13 protein-coding genes, 2 tRNA genes and 1 pseudogene are annotated in these 17,172 nt (G+C 42.9%); 6 read left to right on the top strand and 10 right to left on the bottom strand.

Features of this window, described 5'->3' with window-relative positions:
• Positions 1 to 2 precede the first annotated feature (2 nt).
• Positions 3 to 1,001, bottom strand: a pseudogene (locus K333_RS0107330) (AAA family ATPase); the annotation flags it as partial.
• Positions 1,002 to 1,100: 99 nt separating this feature from the next.
• Here K333_RS0107330 and K333_RS0107335 point away from each other — a divergent pair.
• Entirely contained in the window at positions 1,101 to 1,346 is a 246-nt protein-coding gene (locus K333_RS0107335) for a hypothetical protein (RefSeq protein ID WP_024990335.1), read from the top strand.
• 79 nt (positions 1,347 to 1,425) lie between these two features.
• On the opposite strand, the gene K333_RS0107340 is transcribed toward K333_RS0107335, so the two are convergent.
• The gene (locus tag K333_RS0107340) at positions 1,426 to 2,439 is read right to left on the bottom strand and encodes an aspartate-semialdehyde dehydrogenase (RefSeq protein ID WP_024990336.1); all 1,014 of its coding nucleotides are present in this window, start codon (positions 2,437 to 2,439) and stop codon (positions 1,426 to 1,428) included.
• Between the two features lie 229 nt (positions 2,440 to 2,668).
• On the opposite strand from K333_RS0107340, the gene K333_RS0107350 reads away from it, so the two are divergent.
• Genes K333_RS0107350 through K333_RS0107360 form a run of 3 tightly spaced genes read left to right on the top strand, consistent with a single transcriptional unit; the run spans position 2,669 to position 6,384 of the window.
• Positions 2,669 to 4,807, top strand: a complete 2,139-nt coding sequence (locus K333_RS0107350; RefSeq protein ID WP_027452518.1) for a cation:proton antiporter — start codon at positions 2,669 to 2,671, stop codon at positions 4,805 to 4,807.
• Positions 4,808 to 4,817: 10 nt separating this feature from the next.
• Positions 4,818 to 5,525, top strand: coding sequence for an ABC transporter ATP-binding protein (locus tag K333_RS12085; protein WP_024990337.1), 708 nt, complete (start codon positions 4,818 to 4,820; stop codon positions 5,523 to 5,525).
• A gap of 1 nt (position 5,526) precedes the next feature.
• Positions 5,527 to 6,384: a CvfB family protein gene (locus K333_RS0107360; protein ID WP_024990338.1), complete on the top strand. Its 858-nt coding sequence runs from the start codon at positions 5,527 to 5,529 to the stop codon at positions 6,382 to 6,384.
• Here the strand turns inward: K333_RS0107360 and K333_RS0107365 are convergent.
• Positions 6,381 to 7,691 (bottom strand): MATE family efflux transporter, encoded by a 1,311-nt coding sequence (locus K333_RS0107365; protein ID WP_027452519.1) that lies wholly within the window; start codon positions 7,689 to 7,691, stop codon positions 6,381 to 6,383. The genes K333_RS0107360 and K333_RS0107365 overlap by 4 nt on opposite strands.
• A 585-nt stretch (positions 7,692 to 8,276) precedes the next feature.
• Between K333_RS0107365 and K333_RS0107370 the strand changes: the two genes are divergently transcribed.
• On the top strand, positions 8,277 to 8,900 hold the full coding sequence (locus K333_RS0107370) for a hypothetical protein (RefSeq protein ID WP_024990339.1): 624 nt from the start codon (positions 8,277 to 8,279) through the stop codon (positions 8,898 to 8,900).
• A gap of 291 nt (positions 8,901 to 9,191) precedes the next feature.
• Here K333_RS0107370 and K333_RS0107375 read toward each other — a convergent pair whose 3' ends face one another.
• On the bottom strand, positions 9,192 to 9,860 hold the full coding sequence (locus K333_RS0107375; protein ID WP_154653009.1) for a hypothetical protein: 669 nt from the start codon (positions 9,858 to 9,860) through the stop codon (positions 9,192 to 9,194).
• Positions 9,861 to 10,088: 228 nt separating this feature from the next.
• Entirely contained in the window at positions 10,089 to 11,180 is a 1,092-nt protein-coding gene (gene trpS, locus K333_RS0107380) for a tryptophan--tRNA ligase (RefSeq protein WP_024990341.1), read from the bottom strand.
• Between the two features lie 157 nt (positions 11,181 to 11,337).
• Here trpS and K333_RS12090 point away from each other — a divergent pair, with 157 nt between their 5' ends.
• A complete protein-coding gene (locus K333_RS12090) occupies positions 11,338 to 12,381 on the top strand; it encodes an esterase-like activity of phytase family protein (RefSeq protein ID WP_024990342.1) in 1,044 nt (347 codons plus the stop codon).
• A gap of 43 nt (positions 12,382 to 12,424) precedes the next feature.
• Here K333_RS12090 and asnS read toward each other — a convergent pair whose 3' ends face one another.
• The 5 genes from asnS to K333_RS0107410 form a co-directional block, all read right to left on the bottom strand.
• Complete coding sequence (gene asnS / locus K333_RS0107390) at positions 12,425 to 13,816, bottom strand: asparagine--tRNA ligase (RefSeq protein WP_024990343.1); 1,392 nt, start codon at positions 13,814 to 13,816, stop codon at positions 12,425 to 12,427.
• Between the two features lie 20 nt (positions 13,817 to 13,836).
• A complete protein-coding gene (locus K333_RS0107395; protein WP_027452520.1) occupies positions 13,837 to 15,216 on the bottom strand; it encodes a pseudouridine synthase in 1,380 nt (459 codons plus the stop codon).
• Between the two features lie 82 nt (positions 15,217 to 15,298).
• Entirely contained in the window at positions 15,299 to 16,645 is a 1,347-nt protein-coding gene (gene purB, locus K333_RS0107400; RefSeq protein ID WP_024990344.1) for an adenylosuccinate lyase, read from the bottom strand.
• A 145-nt stretch (positions 16,646 to 16,790) separates the two neighbouring features.
• Positions 16,791 to 16,865: transfer RNA gene (locus K333_RS0107405), tRNA-Val, on the bottom strand.
• A gap of 204 nt (positions 16,866 to 17,069) precedes the next feature.
• Positions 17,070 to 17,144: transfer RNA gene (locus K333_RS0107410), tRNA-Val, on the bottom strand.
• Between the last annotated feature and the right edge of the window lie 28 nt (positions 17,145 to 17,172).

Below are 17,172 nucleotides of genomic sequence, written 5' to 3' on the forward strand. Positions count from 1 at the left end.
TGACGATGATAAGTGATATCCTCGTTTACCTGCTGTTTTAAATCTGCAAGTTTCTGTGCCAAAGGCGCAAAGACGACGCGGATAACAATATTACGCACAGCATCACGCTCCTCTGGTTCCTGCCACAGACAATGATACATCGGGATAACATCCGTGAGGTCACACTGTTCACGGTCATGTATGAACGCAGAAGTTCGCATCAGTCGTACGATATTTTTCCATCTTCGGTCACTAATATAGATATCGCGTCGTTCCTCTGCATCGTCAATATTCACATTGTGCAAAGCCCGTCGAATACTTAGAATTGCATCGATGACAACAGGAGCAAGAATAACTTTATCTATCATACTGCTCCACGTTGCATATTCATCATTGGTGATAGCCTCAAAGGAAACGGCATCATCAGGTTTCTGAGTATCACCAGTTTTCACCTCCGAAGTTCCATCCGTGAGCATATCGATAAAATTTTGTTCCCGAAGGATCGGTCGACATTCCAGTCGAATGATGAAACGATCCCATAAAGCCTCAAGTCCCTCGCCCTTAGCAGGCAACTCATTACTTGCCGCTACCAAGAGTTTCAACGGAAGATGCATCTCAGCAGATCCATTACGGAAGAGTTTCTCATTGATCACGGTAAGCAATGTATTCTGGATAGCCGGACCAGCTTTCCATATTTCATCAAGAAAGACCACATCGGCGGTAGGAAGATATCCGTCGACAGCACGTTCATACCGGTCAGAGGACTTTAATTTAGAGATACTCACCGGTCCGAAGATCTCATCAGGGGTTGAGAAACGCGACATGAGATATTCGAAAGATCTGGCATCAGAGAAAGCAACCTTCAGGCGACGAGCCACCATAGACTTGGCGACACCCGGAGGTCCCAACAATATAATGCTTTCGCCTGCCAAAGCGGCCAACAGAGAAAGTGCTATCTCGTTATTCTTCTCATAGATACTCTTATTCATCTCTGTGAGGAGATTCTGGATTCTGGTTTTCATCATAGGCGCAAAGATACAAAATAATATCGACACAAAGTTTCTGAATAAGCAGTTTTTTCGTATCTTTGCGCAACAATAGATTTCAAGACAAACAGAAAAATGATTAGTAAAGACAGTATAGAATCAGCTTACTGCTTCTTCCACCAAAAATGGAATATTTATGCCAAGTCATCCATAAACTGGCAGAAAGATGATATAGAATATGCCATCGACCAATATACCATAGAGATGAACCAAGAACTCTATCGTCTACTTGCGCACGGCAACGAGCATTTCCTTCGCAACCATCAGACCTTCGCACAGGATATCGCCAGCGCTGTCGATGAACTGGAGAAGATGCTGTAAGCACAGACCAATACAAAGAGAAAGGCCGAGAATCTAAAAAGAATCCCGACCTTTTCTTATACTGAAAAGCTATAATCGCCTACTTTACATTACCCACCTTGATGAGGTATTCTGCAATCTGAACGGCATTAAGGGCAGCACCCTTACGAATCTGATCACCGGTGAGCCATAAAGTATTGCTATTGTCGTCGGCAAGATCCTTGCGCACACGACCCACGAAGACATCATCCTTACCAGCACTCTCCAGAGGCATTGGATAGATATAATTCTGAGGGTCATCAACAAGGGTGACACCCGGAGCCTTCCCGAGCGCATCACGAATCTCTTCTACAGAAAGTGGTTTCTCGGTTTCGAACCATACACTCTCAGAATGTGAGCGAAGTGAAGAAACGCGAACACAGGTAGCACTGGTACGAACATCACTGTGCATAATCTTGCGAGTCTCGTTGAACATCTTCATCTCCTCTTTGGTATAGTCATTTTCCGTCATCTTATCAATCTGAGGAATGACATTGTAAGCCAACTGATGAGGGAACTTCTCGATAGTTTTCACCTCACCTAGTTCTACCATCTCTTTATACTGCTGCTGCAATTCGGCCATTGCTACGGCACCGGCACCAGAAGCACTCTGATAAGAAGAGATATGGATTTTCTTAATATGACTGAGTTTCTCAATAGGATTGAGCACTACAACCATCATAATTGTGGTACAGTTAGGGTTGGCAATGATACCCCTTGGACGATTCAATGCATCCTCCGGATTGATCTCCGGAACCACCAAAGGAACATCAGCATCCATACGGAACTGACTACTATTATCAATCATTACAGCACCATACTTAGTGATTGTATCGGCAAACTCTGCCGAAGTACCGCCACCAGCTGATGTAAATGCTATATCGATATCCTTGAAATCATCATTATGCTGCAAAAGTTTTACCTCATACTCCTTTCCCTTGAAGGTATATTTTCGGCCAGCACTACGCTTAGAGCCAAACAATACCAAGTCGTCCATCGGGAAGTTTCTCTCTGCAAGGATACGTAGGAACTCCTGTCCTACAGCTCCACTTGCTCCAACAATTGCTACTTTCATAATCTTTATTTTTAGTTGTTTGAAGTATATCGGTTGCAAAAATAAACAAATTAAATGAATAAAAGCAATACTTTGTCAGTTTTTTGTATGAATCTCTATCAAATTGCATATTTAACCATAATATTCTTATGTAACACAAGTCATATCTTCGCGCGCACACATAAAAAACTTAAGAGGAAAAGCGATACTGATAAAAAAAAAGAGTATCTTTGCAAACAAAAGACAATAAATGCTTAACATATCACAATATTTTCCAATCACCGACCCGACACTCATCTTCTTTGTCGTGATGCTCATCATCCTTTTCTCACCTATCATCATGGGTAAGTTGAGGATTCCGCATCTTATCGGTATGGTATTGGCAGGAATATTGGTGGGAAAATATGGTCTCAACATTCTGGAGAGAGACAATTCCTTTGAACTCTTCGGAAAAGTGGGATTGTATTATATCATGTTTCTGGCGGCTCTGGAGATGGACATGGAAGGTATCAAGCGTTCTAAATATCAGATGCTTGTTTTCGGACTACTCACATTCTTGATTCCCATTGCCCTCACCTACTGGATGGGGACATTCCTTCTCGGCTACCTTCCTACTGCCGCCCTGCTACTGGGATGTATCATGGCCTCGAACACCTTAGTAAGCTACCCCATCGTGACAAGATACGGACTGCAAAACAAGTTATGTGTATCCCTCAGCGTGGGTTCCAGCATGCTTTCCCTTTTACTATCACTGGTAACACTAGCCTCCATCGTGGCCTCCTTCAAAAATGAAGACGGAATCGCCTTTTGGGCCATCTTCGTATTGAAGTTTGCGATATATTGTGCGGCAATGATCTTCTTGATACCGAGGTTTACGCGCCGCTTCCTGCGCAAATATAGCGATGCCGTGATGCAATTCATCTTCGTGATGGCCATGCTCTTCATGAGTGCATCACTGTCTCAATTAGCAGGAGTAGAAGGCATCTTCGGAGCATTCTTTGCCGGTCTCATTCTAAACCGTTTCATCCCACACGTGTCTCCACTCATGAATCGACTGGAGTTCATCGGTAGTGCACTCTTCATCCCCTATTTTCTTATCGGTGTAGGCATGCTCATCAATGTCCGCTTGTTATTCACGGGCAGTCATATTCTTTGGGTGATGTTCTGTATCGTCGTTTTCGGTACCTTAGGCAAATGGTTAGCATCCTATATAGCCTGTATCGGCTTCCGCATGCCCTTATCTTCAGGCCACATGATGTTCGGACTCACCTCGGCCCATGCCGCCGGAGCCATCGCCATCGTAATGGTAGGAATGAAACTGCCCGTCGGCAACGGAAAATATCTCGTCGACAACGATATGCTCAACGGTGTTGTGGGAATGATTCTAGTAACTTGTATTCTTTCGTCACTCGTCACCGACTGGTCATCTCGCCAGATCATACTTCACGACAAGACACTTCCCGGAGAAGATGACAAGAAATCGGACGATGAGAAGATTCTCATACCTGTTCGATATGAGGAATATGCCGACAACTTGATCAGTCTGGCGATATTGATGAGAAACCAGAAACTGAACAGGGGACTTGTAGCTCTCAATGTCGTATATGACGACAAGGATATGAGATACAACCAACAGCAAGGGCGACAACTACTGGAGCAATGCGTGAAACATGCAGCATCAGCCGATGTGAAGATGCAGACGCAGGTGAGAATCGCCGCCAACATCGCCAATGGCATCAAGCATGCCTTCAAGGAATTCCAGGCGAGTGAGATCATCATCGGAATGCACATGCACAAGGAAGTTTCGAGAAGGTTCTGGGGAGAATTCCATCAGAGTCTGTTCAACGGACTAAGCAGACAGATCATCATGGCCCGCCTCAACCAACCTTTGAATACGATTCGCAGAATACAGGTGGCTGTACCATCAAGGGCAGAATTCGAACCAGGATTCTACCGATGGATAGAACGACTGGTAAGACTGGCAAGAAACCTTGATTGCAGAATTCTATTTCATGGAAGAAGGGATACGCTGGCTCTCATCAATGAATTTGTTCAGAACCAATATGCAGAGACTAGAGCGGAATATCGCGAGATGGAACACTGGAACGAGATGCCTAAACTGGCAAGTAGTATTGCCGAAGATCATCTCTTCGTTGTCATAACAGCGCGCAAAGGCACCGTGTCGTATAAGTCTGCCTTGGAACGACTACCGGATGAACTCACCAGATATTTCTCCGGGAAGAATCTCATCATACTTTTCCCTGACCAATATGGAAAGGCCAACGACACCATGAGCTTCGCTGAGTCACAACATCAGGAGCAGCAAAGTGCTTATGAGCTGTTGATTGCTTGGCTGAGGAAACGATTCAATATAAACAGAATACATTAATACTATAAATATGATAGACATTAAGGGTATAACCAAAAGTTTTGGAAAATTGGAAGTGCTGAAAGGCATCGACCTACATATAAATAAAGGTGAGGTGGTAAGTATCGTCGGACCTTCTGGTGCCGGCAAAACTACTTTACTGCAGATCATCGGTACACTAGACAAGCCTGACTCCGGCGACATCACCATCGATGGCATCGACGTAAGCCAACTGTCTACCAAGAAGCTGAGCGACTTCCGCAACCAACATCTTGGTTTCGTATTTCAGTTTCATCAACTTCTGCCAGAGTTCACAGCTCTGGAAAACATCATGATTCCAGCCTTCATCAGCGGACAGAGCCGAAGCGAAGCGAAAGCCCGTGCCGAAGAGTTGCTCGACTTCATGAACCTATCAGAGAGAGCCAACCATAAACCGGCGGAACTCTCGGGTGGTGAGAAGCAGCGCGTCGCCGTAGCCCGTGCATTGGTAAACCATCCAGCCGTGATCTTGGCTGATGAACCGTCTGGAAGTCTGGACACGAAAAACAAGGCAGAACTGCACCAACTCTTCTTCGACCTGAGAGATAAGTTCGGACAAACCTTTGTCATCGTGACACATGACGAAGAACTTGCGAAGACCACCGACCGCACCATCCACCTGAAGGATGGCCTCATCATCGGGGAGACCACAAAGGATGGAGATCGTGAACATAACAATGACGAGATAAACGAGATATAATATGAAAAAAGTAAAGATAGGCGACTACAACACACTCAAAGTCAAGGAAAAGGCATTACGAGAAGGATTCGGAGAAGTTTTCGGACTCTATCTGGAAGGAGGCGATGAAGGAGACATCCTCATGCCACAGAAATATGTTCCCGAAGGAGTAAAACCAGGCGATGAGATAGAATGCTTTGTATATCTCGATCAGGAGGAGCGACCTATCGCCACCACCGAGCAACCACTCGCAAAGGTAGGCGACTTTGCCTATCTAGAATGCAGTTGGGTCAACGAGTATGGTGCTTTTCTCAACTGGGGTGTACTGAAAGACTTGTTCTGTCCTTTCCGCGAGATGAAGAAGAAGATGGAAATCGACAATAGCTACATCGTACACATCCATATCGATGAAGAGAGCTATCGCATCGTTGCATCGGCAAAGATAGAACGCTACCTATCAAAGGAACGTCCACAATACAAGCATGGTGATGCCGTTGACCTACTGGTATGGCAGAAAACCGATCTGGGCTTCAAGGTCATCGTCGACAACAAGTTCAGCGGTCTACTCTACAAAGACCAGATATTCCAATACATCCATACGGGTGATAAAGTGAAGGGATACATCAGCAGAGTACGTCTGGATGGCAAACTCGATGTTGCCCTGCAACAGACCGGAATGGCACAGACCAAAAACTTCTCGGAGGAGCTCCTACAATATCTGAAGGATAACGAGGGTGTATGCGACTTAGGTGACAAGAGCGAAGCCGATGATATCTACGAACGTTTTCACGTAAGTAAGAAAGTGTTTAAACGTGCCGTTGGAGACCTGTACAAGCGACACTTGATTACCGTAAGTCCGATGAGCATCAAACTCGTCTAATACCTACGGTACACAACAGCCTCAACGATTCCTCTTGTGGCAAGATAGAGGATAAAAGCTAACCAAAGCGCATGGTTGCCCAACATACTGCGACAAGAGAAATAAACGATAAAGAATATTACCGATGCCAAGACTGATGATGACAATAAGGCCTTGGTATCGGTGATACCAACAAACACACCATCCAACATAAATGCTGTTATTCCGGCCAGTGGAATAGCAACAGCCCAACCAAAGAATTCCATAGAAGACTCTACGACAGCGGTGTCACTCGTAAGGAGTGACAGAAATTGTCGGCCACCTATAGCATATAATAAGGTAAAGAATATCGTGATGATAAAACCGATTCTGAGCAGTCGGCGCACTACCTCATGAAAAGCCTTCTCGTTTCGTGCTCCATAATATTTTCCGGCAAGAGCTTCACCGGCATAAGCAAAGCCATCGCTGAAATAAGAAAATATGGTAAAGAACTCCATAAGTAACGTATTTACCGCCAATACCATTGTCCCCTGCCGAGAACCGGCTGCCGTAAAGAACAGGAATACGGCCACCAAGAACAAGGTGCGCACAAAGATGTCACGGTTCACGGAGAAGAAACGCGACAAAGCGACTCTCGAGAATATCGCTATACCATCCCCATCCGTATTCTGATACAGATACGGTCGCAGACGTCGCCCATAGATTCTCCACAACAACAAGAGTCCCAGGAGCACCCCACTCCATTGTGCTATCACCGTTCCCAAGGCCACCCCTTGGATATCCAAATGAAGGACAAAGACGAAGCACACACTAGCTATGATATTCACCACATTTTGGATGATAGACACCACCATCGGTATACGAGTATTCTGCATACCGACATACCAACCGGTAAGTCCATAAAGGCTGAGCATAGCGGGAGCGCCCCATATCACGATACGACAATAATCATAAGCCAAACTGAGCATATTCGCTTCCGGCTTCATCGCCAACATACCCACATGAAGTATAGGCCATTGTAAAAGGACGAACAGAGTTCCGATAGCAAAGCCGATGGTCAATGTACGGATAAGAGTACGCAACACCTCCCCGAGATCTCTACGCCCATAAGCCTGCGAGGTCATACCTCCCGTACCCATGCGCAGGAAGCCGAATATCCAGTAGATAACATTAAAGAGCATCGATCCTATTGCAATAGCACCGATATAACGTGCATTACCGATATGTCCAACGATAGCAACATCTACCAATCCCAGAAGAGGTACTGTGATGTTGGAAATGATTGAAGGCAATGCCAAACGAAGTATTTGAGAATCTCTCGTATTCATGTGATACAAAAATACATAAAAAAACTCCCACCAAAGCGGGAGTATAGGATAACATCCTTCGGCAATTACTGCCTTATTGCGATAAGATGTAGGAAAAATACTTATCTGATTGCAAATATGAGAAATAAATTTGGAATTTCCAAAAAATAATGATAATTTTACGAAATCTTAATAATTAAACAGCTACCTATCTTCTCACCAACTTCATGAGTTGCGGTTTGATGTAGGAAAACAAAGATATACAACAGTTGTTCAATGATATGTGATGCAATGAGGTTGCGGTTTGATGTAGGAAAACAAAGACATTGCCCAAATAATATCTATAATTTCAACATCTTATAAGAAGATGAAAAAGATATTGTGTGTTTGTATTGTCTTCGTATTATTTATTAGGATGCACTAAAAATGATATCAATAAACTTCGTATTAGATGAAGACTGGGAGAAATGAATCCGCATGAATAATGAGGAACTTAAACTTCTGAACATGGCTATTCATTAAATTGAAATCAAAAAGTAAAATAATGCTGTGTTTATAAAATAATTAGTATAAAAACATTATATTTGCCATATAAAAACAAATATCATGAAACGTATCGCATTATTACTATCTTTATTGCTGGTCTGCACAAACTTCTATGCACAACAGGTTATTGGCGAATATCAATCTAAAGCGTTTGACAAGGCGTTCAAGATTGGTACGGATGCTAAATATGCGGAATATGAAGGGAAAGATATTAAAGCACAAAAATATCCTTGTAGAATCTATATGGAGGTGTATTCGCTCGACTATGATAAACGGGCTTTCTTGGAATTCAATAAGAATAGTGCTCGCGATTTTGTGAGAATCCTCAAAGAGGAGGTTCGTAAATATGCTGTATGGCAGCAGGAGGGGGCAAAGAGTAGATTCGAAAATAATAATTTCTGTATCAACCCGGAACGCTTCTCGGTAAATGTGTATTTTGCTAAACATGATTCTATCCTCGATGATAAAATGTTTGGTAAGGCTGATAACCAGGAGTATTATATTGAATTCTATTATAATAGAAACCGGGAACAGGCTCGAATGTTTCTGAGAAGTGGTAAGATTAATGACTTACGACTGGGAACTGATTTTCAACTTACGGGATGGAGCGTCATCTTCCTCGAACCTAACCTGGAGGTGCAACAAATCATCGAATTACTCGAAAAGGCTATCAAGATGATATAACCTGTCTTAATGTCTTTGTTGACGTAGTTAACTGCGCAAGCTGATGCAGTTAACTTCGTAAGGCTACGCAATTAATTGCGTAAAGCGATGCTGTTAACTACATAAGCAGATGAAGTTAACTGCATAAAAACTATACTCTTAATGCCTCGAGATATTGTTCCTCAAAATCTTCTTCCAATTACTTTTTATGATCTTCGGAACACTTCTAGACAAATGTCACGGAATAGGAGATTGTTCACGGTCACTCTCTTCTGATCGAAGTATCGCGATGCGCAGAAGATGTCTTCGCTGTTATAGGTTCACTAATATACCGATATTGTATAGTCCCTGCTTACCATAACCTAATTCGAGAAATCCGCGCATGCGCTCTCCACCAACTTCTATTCCGACCGGTGAGAACTGATAAGCTACTTTGCAATTGTTCTCATGGGTCTCGGGATAGGAGTTGCTTTTTCCTATTGCATCCAACTTATAATGTTGAATTCCTAAGGCTGCTTTTGTGTATAATCGGAAATGGTTGCTGGCTATCCATGAATATTTCACAGAGGGCATCAAGAACTGGGAATTGGTGTGGATTTGTATATCCGATGTTGGAAATAAACAATATATTATACCACCAAAGACATATGAGAAGGTATCGCCATCCTTTGCCTTGTCACCCCACTTTACTCGGGCTTCGGCTTCGGACTCTGCTATACCAAGGTTGGCTCCTATCGCCCAATGTTTATTTAGATGGTAGAAGTACTCTAGGGTGCCTGCCGCTTGTAAACCTCTCAAACCGAATGGTGATGAATTTTCCATATCAAAGTTTTCTATGTATTGATTACATACGTCCTTGACATGTGAATCTACTCCCATTCCAAAGTTGGCGCGAATTTCATGCTTGTTTGTCTGACCATAAGCGGGAATAGCGAGGAACATGGATAAAAAGGTGGCAACTTGTATAAACTTTGTCTTCATGTTATAATTTATTGTGGATTAATCTTTATATCGTAGAAAACGATGTATGTTCTTTTAGTAAATACAAAATTATTACTTTCCTAACAGAAATACTACTACCCTGTTAGCTATTTGTTTTTTTAACAATAATGTATTGAATTCTTAAAATATCTTATCAGAAAGGATTCTTATCATAAAAAAGTGGATTCTAACAGTAGAATCCACTTTCTCGATATCTTCAGTTTTTATTTACTTTGCTCTGAACTTTTCTGCTTGTTGCTGAATCAAAGCTGCATCGTTGAAATAGTCAATCTGCATAGCCTTGCGAACTTCGTCCATAGTCTGTGCAGCGGTCTCACGAGCTTCGATACTACCCTTCTTCAGGATGTTATAGATTTCCGGAATATCCTGCTCGTACTCATGACGACGCTCACGGATAGGATCAAGCATGCGGTTGATGACATTATTAAGCATCTTCTTGCATTTCATATCACCAATGCCACCGGCTGTATAGGCAGCCTTCAGTTCATCAAGATTCTTGAATTCCGGCCAGAAGTCGGCAAAATCCTGATCGGTAGAGAAGGCGTCGAGATATGTAAATACGGCATTTCCTTCTACATGACCTGGGTCGCTGACATTCAGATGGGTTGGATCGGTATACATACCACGAATCTTCTGCCATACGGTGTCCTTGTCATCGCTAAGATAGATGCAGTTGCCAAGACTCTTACTCATCTTTTCCTTTCCATCAGTACCCGGAAGACGACGTGCTGTGGCGTTCTCCGGCAACATGATTTTAGGTTCTACCAATACAGGTGCATAGGTTTCATTGAAACGGCGAACAAGTTCGCGACAAAGTTCAATCATTGGGTTCTGATCCTCACCGGCAGGAATCGTCGTTGCCTTGAATGCTGCGATATCCGCGGCCTGAGATACTGGATAACAGAAGAAGCCCAATGGGATGGAATCACCTTCGAAACCACGCATCTTTACTTCTGTCTTGACGGTAGGATTACGCTGTACTCGACTCACACTAACGATATTCATCAGATAGGTGGTAAGTTCGGCAAGCTCTGGTATCTGACTCTGGATATAAAGCGTACACTTGGTAGGATCAAGTCCTGCTGACAGGTAATCGAGAGCTACCTCTATGATATTCTGGCGTATCTTCTCTGGATTATCTGCATTATCGGTAAGGGCTTGCACATCAGCCATGAATACGAACATGCGGTCGTAATCACCCGCGTTCTGGAGTTCTACGCGGCGGCGAAGACTTCCTACATAATGACCTAAGTGAAGTTTACCAGTTGGACGGTCGCCCGTCAAAATTATCTTTCCCATTATTGTTTTATTTTTCCTTTTTCTTCTTGAATTGCAAAGATACGGCAATTTGACCGGAATACAAAATAAATAGAAGTTTTTTTAAATTTATGGTATTTCTAATGGTATTTGTTACATTTTTATATATCTTTGTAGCCAATTTAGAATTCAATAGGTTATGTTCAAAAGATTAGTATTTTTAGGATTAACATTATTACCTCTCACGACTTTTGCACAAAACAAGGAGATTGAACTTAATGTGCAATTGCCTCAGATTATCGTTTATGCGAACAGGTCGAACAAAGTGGACACGATCGTATGGAATGGTACAATACAGGATGCTGATATCTCTAAGTCGGTAAAGGTGAACAAACAGAAATATTTTCCGAGTATTCCACCGGGAAATTATAGCGGTATCACGCATATCAAGGGAAGTAGGTATGCGCTGATCACTGATAAATTTCCTAGTGCCGGATATTATATCTTTGATATCACCTTTGATAAGGAGGGGCAGATCGTGAATGTCAGGAATATGGGGTTCACCAAAACTGGTGATAAGAACATGGACGAGGAGGCTATCGCTTTCAATCCGTTCAACAAGCATCTGTATATCGGCAACGAGGAGAACTCGACAATCCAGGAGGTTGAAGGGGATAAGGTGTTGAAGACTGTAACGATTGAGGACTTCAAGAAGTATGGTGAGCATAACCGTATCATCGAAAGTTTGTGTTTTGATGCGAACAAAAGACATTTCTATACCATCAATGAGAGTACACTGAAGGGTGACCAGAAATATCTGTTGAGACTGAAGGAACTGGATGAGGACTTGAATGAGGTGAAGGAATACAGTTATCGCATGGATACTCCTGAAATAGAGGATAACAAACCGGTAAACGAGCATGCTTATGGGGTGTCGGAATTGCTGGCTCTCGGTGATGGTACTCTACTCGTACTGGAAAGGGAGTTTTATGTAACTGACCTTAAGGTGGGCAGTTGGGTGCAAAACAAGGTGTATCGTATATTGCCCGGACATCACAGGAAGCAATTCGTGGCAAGATGGAAGACGCGAATTAATTTCACATCGTATAATCTGGCAAACTATGAAGGTATGTGTCTCGGTCCGAAACTTAAGGATGGAAGACAGGTGGTTATCTTATGTGCGGACAGTCAAGACCAATATAAAGGAATATTAAAAGACTGGTTCAGAACCATTATCTTATAAAGAAAAACCTTTCCTCTTCTCGAGGAAAGGTTTTTTGTTATGTTTAGAATTCTGCATTCTTCGGAGTACGAGGGAAAGGTATAACATCGCGGATGTTTTGCATTCCCGTAACAAACAGGATAAGTCGTTCGAAACCAAGACCGAATCCTGCATGTGGACAAGAACCGTACTTGCGGGTATCGAGATACCAACTGTAGCTTTCTTTCTCCATTCCACGTGACTCGATTTCACCAATCAACTTATCATAGCTCTCTTCACGAACTGATCCACCGATGATCTCACCAATACGTGGGAACAGTACGTCTGTTCCTTGCATGGTCTTGCCATCTGGATTCTTCTTCATATAGAAGGCCTTGATCTCACTAGGATAATCGGTCATGATAACAGGACGCTTGAAGTGCTCCTCTACGAGATAGCGCTCGTGCTCACTGCTCAGATCCATACCCCAACCGGTGATAGGGAACTCGAACTTGTGACCGTTCTTTACTGCTTCCTCAAGAATCTTGATTCCTTCTGTGTAAGGAAGACGTACAAAGTCTTCTTTGACTACTGACTCCAGTGTCTGAAGAAGGGTCTTATCGATCATCTTGTTCAGGAACTCAAGATCGTCCTTGCAGTTATCAAGTGCCCAACGTACACAGTATTTAATAAAGTCTTCCTCGAGATCCATCAGTCCTTCCTGATCAAGGAAGGCTACCTCTGGCTCAATCATCCAAAACTCTGCCAAGTGGCGAGGTGTATTGGAATTCTCTGCACGGAAGGTTGGACCAAAGGTGTAGATAGCTCCTAAGGCTGTAGCGCCAAGCTCGCCTTCAAGCTGACCACTTACGGTAAGGTTGGTCTTCTTACCGAAGAAATCGCGGTCGTAAGCAACTTCACCATCCTTACCGGTACGGTTCAAGTCTAGTGTTGTTACCTGGAACATCTCACCGGCACCTTCGGCATCACTTGCTGTGATCAGTGGGGTGTTGAAATAATAGAATCCATGCTCGTGGAAATACTTATGGATAGCAATTGCCATATTATGACGAATACGGAAAACTGCTCCAAAGGTATTTGTACGAAGGCGGAGATGAGCATATTTACGCATATACTCGAAACTCTGGCCTTTCTTCTGCATTGGATAGTCGTTAGGACAAAGTCCATAGATTTCTATCTCCTTGCTCTGTATCTCTGATGCTTGGCCCTTACCCTGACTCTCTACGAGTGTACCTACTACGCTGATACAAGCGCCTGTGGTTATGCTCTTTAAAGCGTCTGCGTCCATTGTAGCAGGATCTACTACAATCTGGATATTCTTTATTGTAGAGCCATCATTCAAAGCTATGAAGTCGACAGCTTTGCTGCTTCGATGGGAACGTACCCATCCCTTTACATTAATGTCTTTACCAAAGTCGGTACTCTGAAGAGCATCAACAACTTTTGTTCTTTTCATTTGTATCTGTTTGTGTTTGTTTATTCAAAGGCTCCCATGCGAAGCATATCTACTTCCTTCTCTGTGAGGAAGCGCCAATCGCCACGGCGAAGATTCTTCTTGGTAAGTCCTGCGAACTGTACACGATCCAATTTTACTACACGATAGCCTAGGCTCTCGAAAATACGACGAACGATACGGTTCTTGCCGCTATGAATCTCGATACCTACCTGGCTCTTGTCGCGCTCATCTGCGTAATCTACTGCGTCTGCCTGGATTTCTCCATCCTCCAATGTGATACCATCACGAATCTGCTGAAGATCATGAGCTGTAACATTCTTATCGAGATGTACGTGGTAGACTTTCTTCTTCAAGAACTTTGGATGTGTCAACTTACTTGCTAAGTCGCCATCGTTGGTAAGAAGAAGTACACCTGTGGTGTTACGGTCGAGACGACCTACTGGATAGATACGCTCTGGGCATGCATCCTTGACAAGGTCCATAACGGTCTTGCGCTGCTGTGGATCGTCACTTGTAGTAACATAATCCTTTGGCTTGTTCAACAATACATAAACTTTCTTCTCCAGAGAAACGGTCTGATCATGGAACTTAACTTCATCGGTACGAACAACCTTTGTACCAAGTTCTGTAACGACTTCGCCATTTACAGAAACAACTCCTGCCTGGATGTATTCATCTGCCTCACGACGTGAGCAAACACCTGCATTGGCAAGATATTTGTTCAAACGAATTGGCTCATTTGGATCGATATTCTCTTCCTTATATTCGATACGCTTCTTCATGCTATACTTAGCATTTGGATCGTAATCTGCTGAATGCGGACGATAGCCACGATTATTGTTGTAACCTCCACGATTGCTGTTGTAACCACCGCGTGACTGATAGCCGCCACGATTGTTTCCATAACCTGAACGGTTGTTGTTATAGCCACCACGATTGCTGTTGTTATAACCGCCACGTGACTGATAACCACCATGGTTATTATATCCACCCCTTGGCTGGTAGCCACCTTCCTCTTCGTTATTGTTGTAACGAGGACGATAACCTCCCTGCTGACGAGACTGATAACCACCGCGGTTATTATTGTAGCCACCCCTTGACTGATAGCCACCACCACGATTGTTGTTGTATCCGCCTCTTGGCTGGAAACTACGCTGTGGGCGCTCATTACCACTCTGGAGACCTGCTCCAAAGCCTTCTGGACGGAAACCACCTTCGTCGTTGCTCATACTTCTTGATGAACTGTATGTGCGCTGACTGTGAATACGTGGACGCAATGGACGCCCATTTCCACGGTAATTTCGTTGATAACCGCCTGCTGGGTTGTAGCCTTCACGGCTGCTCTCATTATTGTCTGCTGCAGACGAATCCTGAGGTTTGTTTTCAAATTCTGTATCCATTTTCTTTTCTCTTTTTAGCCTCACGGCCTGTTGATAATTAAATTGTACTATTTATTAGTTTAATGTTTATATTTGTAGAATACTACATTCCCGTATAATTATGAGGGGTGATGGCCATAAGTTCGGCCTTTACCTCTTCACTGACATTCAATCCTTGGATAAATTCATGAATAGTCTCCTCTGTCATGGTCTTGTTCGTTCTCGTCAAAGCCTTCAAGGCTTCGTAAGGATGCGGATAAGCTTCACGACGTAAGATGGTCTGGATAGCTTCTGCAACGACTGCCCATGTATTGTCCAGATCTTCTTCTATCTTTGCTTCGTTAAGGATTAATTTCCTTAATCCTTTCAAGGTACTCTGGATGGCAATAACACTATGGCCGAGTGGTACTCCTATATTTCGAAGAACTGTAGAGTCGGTAAGGTCACGCTGTAATCTGCTCACTGGTAACTTCATTGCCAAGAACTGTAGAATTGCATTTGCAATACCGAGATTGCCTTCACTATTCTCAAAGTCGATAGGGTTTACCTTATGTGGCATAGCGCTTGAACCTACTTCTCCGGCCTTAATCTTCTGCTTGAAATATTCCATAGAGATGTACATCCAGAAATCTCTATCCATATCGATGATTATGGTATTGATTCTACGAATAGCATCGAAGATAGAACCTAAATGATCATAATTGCTAATCTGGGTTGTCCATTGTTCACGCTCCAAACCTAACTTTTCTGAAACGAACTTATTTCCAAACTCTCTCCAGTTATAAGTTGGATATGCTACATGATGTGCATTGTAGTTGCCCGTCGCTCCACCAAACTTGGCAGTGAAACGGCATGATTTCAACAGGTCCAACTGCTCTGTAAGTCGATAAACAAAGACCTCGATTTCCTTACCCAAACGAGTAGGTGATGCTGGCTGACCATGGGTCTTGGCAAGCATTGGTACTTCTTTCCATTCTTCTGCATACTGTTGCAACTGATCGATCAACTCTTGAATCTGAGGATAATAAACCTGCTCAAGAGCTTCCTTAATAGAAAGAGGTACACTGGTATTATTGATATCCTGTGATGTAAGACCGAAATGGATAAATTCCTTGAATGCTTCAAGTCCTCCAATTTTATCAAATTCTTCTTTAATAAAATACTCTACGGCTTTTACATCATGATTTGTGGTTTTCTCTATATCTTTTACGCGAGCTGCATCTTTCTCGTCGAAATGGCGATAAATATCACGAAGACGATCAAATAAAGCATGGTCGAATTCTGCTAGTTGCGGCAATGGTAATTCACATAATGTGATAAAATACTCAATTTCTACACGAACACGATACTTAATAAGTGCATACTCTGAAAAGTAGTTCGCAAGTGGTTCCGTTTTACTTCTGTAACGTCCGTCAATCGGAGATACGGCTGTTAATTGATCAAGGGTCATAACTAATACGTATTATTAATAGACTGCAAATATAACCATTTAAAACGAGAATTGCCTTATTAATAATGATAAATAAAATTAAAAATAGAATTCTGTTAAACTAAAAACATAAAAAAAGAGTCTCACATCAGTAAGACTCTTCTAGTGGGCGTTGACGGATTCGAACCGCCGACCCTCTGCTTGTAAGGCAGATGCTCTAAACCAACTGAGCTAAACGCCCTTACTTTTGTAAAGCGATTGCAAAGGTATTGATTTTATTTGAAATTACCAAATCGTCGTCTATATTTTTACATATTTTAATACTTAACACGATTTAGGCTCCATACAATCACAACAGATGTTCTCTCTGGGCTCAGCAAATATACACACTCAGAAAAAACAAAAAAACCCTGCAATTCCGAAGAATTACAAGGCTCACCCCTAGTGGGCGTTGACGGATTCGAACCGCCGACCCTCTGCTTGTAAGGCAGATGCTCTAAACCAACTGAGCTAAACGCCCCTTACTTTTGTAAGGCGATTGCAAAGGT

It is taken from the genome of Segatella albensis DSM 11370 = JCM 12258, assembly GCF_000426565.1.
GTDB lineage: Bacteria > Bacteroidota > Bacteroidia > Bacteroidales > Bacteroidaceae > Prevotella > Prevotella albensis.

Coding starts and splice junctions, on each gene's coding strand:
- K333_RS0107335 (WP_024990335.1), top strand. CDS start 1,101: ATGATTAGTAAAGACAGTATAGAATCAGCTTACTGCTTCTTCCACCAA.
- K333_RS0107340 (WP_024990336.1), bottom strand. CDS start 2,439: ATGAAAGTAGCAATTGTTGGAGCAAGTGGAGCTGTAGGACAGGAGTTC.
- K333_RS0107350 (WP_027452518.1), top strand. CDS start 2,669: ATGCTTAACATATCACAATATTTTCCAATCACCGACCCGACACTCATC.
- K333_RS12085 (WP_024990337.1), top strand. CDS start 4,818: ATGATAGACATTAAGGGTATAACCAAAAGTTTTGGAAAATTGGAAGTG.
- K333_RS0107360 (WP_024990338.1), top strand. CDS start 5,527: ATGAAAAAAGTAAAGATAGGCGACTACAACACACTCAAAGTCAAGGAA.
- K333_RS0107365 (WP_027452519.1), bottom strand. CDS start 7,691: ATGAATACGAGAGATTCTCAAATACTTCGTTTGGCATTGCCTTCAATC.
- K333_RS0107370 (WP_024990339.1), top strand. CDS start 8,277: ATGAAACGTATCGCATTATTACTATCTTTATTGCTGGTCTGCACAAAC.
- K333_RS0107375 (WP_154653009.1), bottom strand. CDS start 9,860: ATGAAGACAAAGTTTATACAAGTTGCCACCTTTTTATCCATGTTCCTC.
- trpS (WP_024990341.1), bottom strand. CDS start 11,180: ATGGGAAAGATAATTTTGACGGGCGACCGTCCAACTGGTAAACTTCAC.
- K333_RS12090 (WP_024990342.1), top strand. CDS start 11,338: ATGTTCAAAAGATTAGTATTTTTAGGATTAACATTATTACCTCTCACG.
- asnS (WP_024990343.1), bottom strand. CDS start 13,816: ATGAAAAGAACAAAAGTTGTTGATGCTCTTCAGAGTACCGACTTTGGT.
- K333_RS0107395 (WP_027452520.1), bottom strand. CDS start 15,216: ATGGATACAGAATTTGAAAACAAACCTCAGGATTCGTCTGCAGCAGAC.
- purB (WP_024990344.1), bottom strand. CDS start 16,645: ATGACCCTTGATCAATTAACAGCCGTATCTCCGATTGACGGACGTTAC.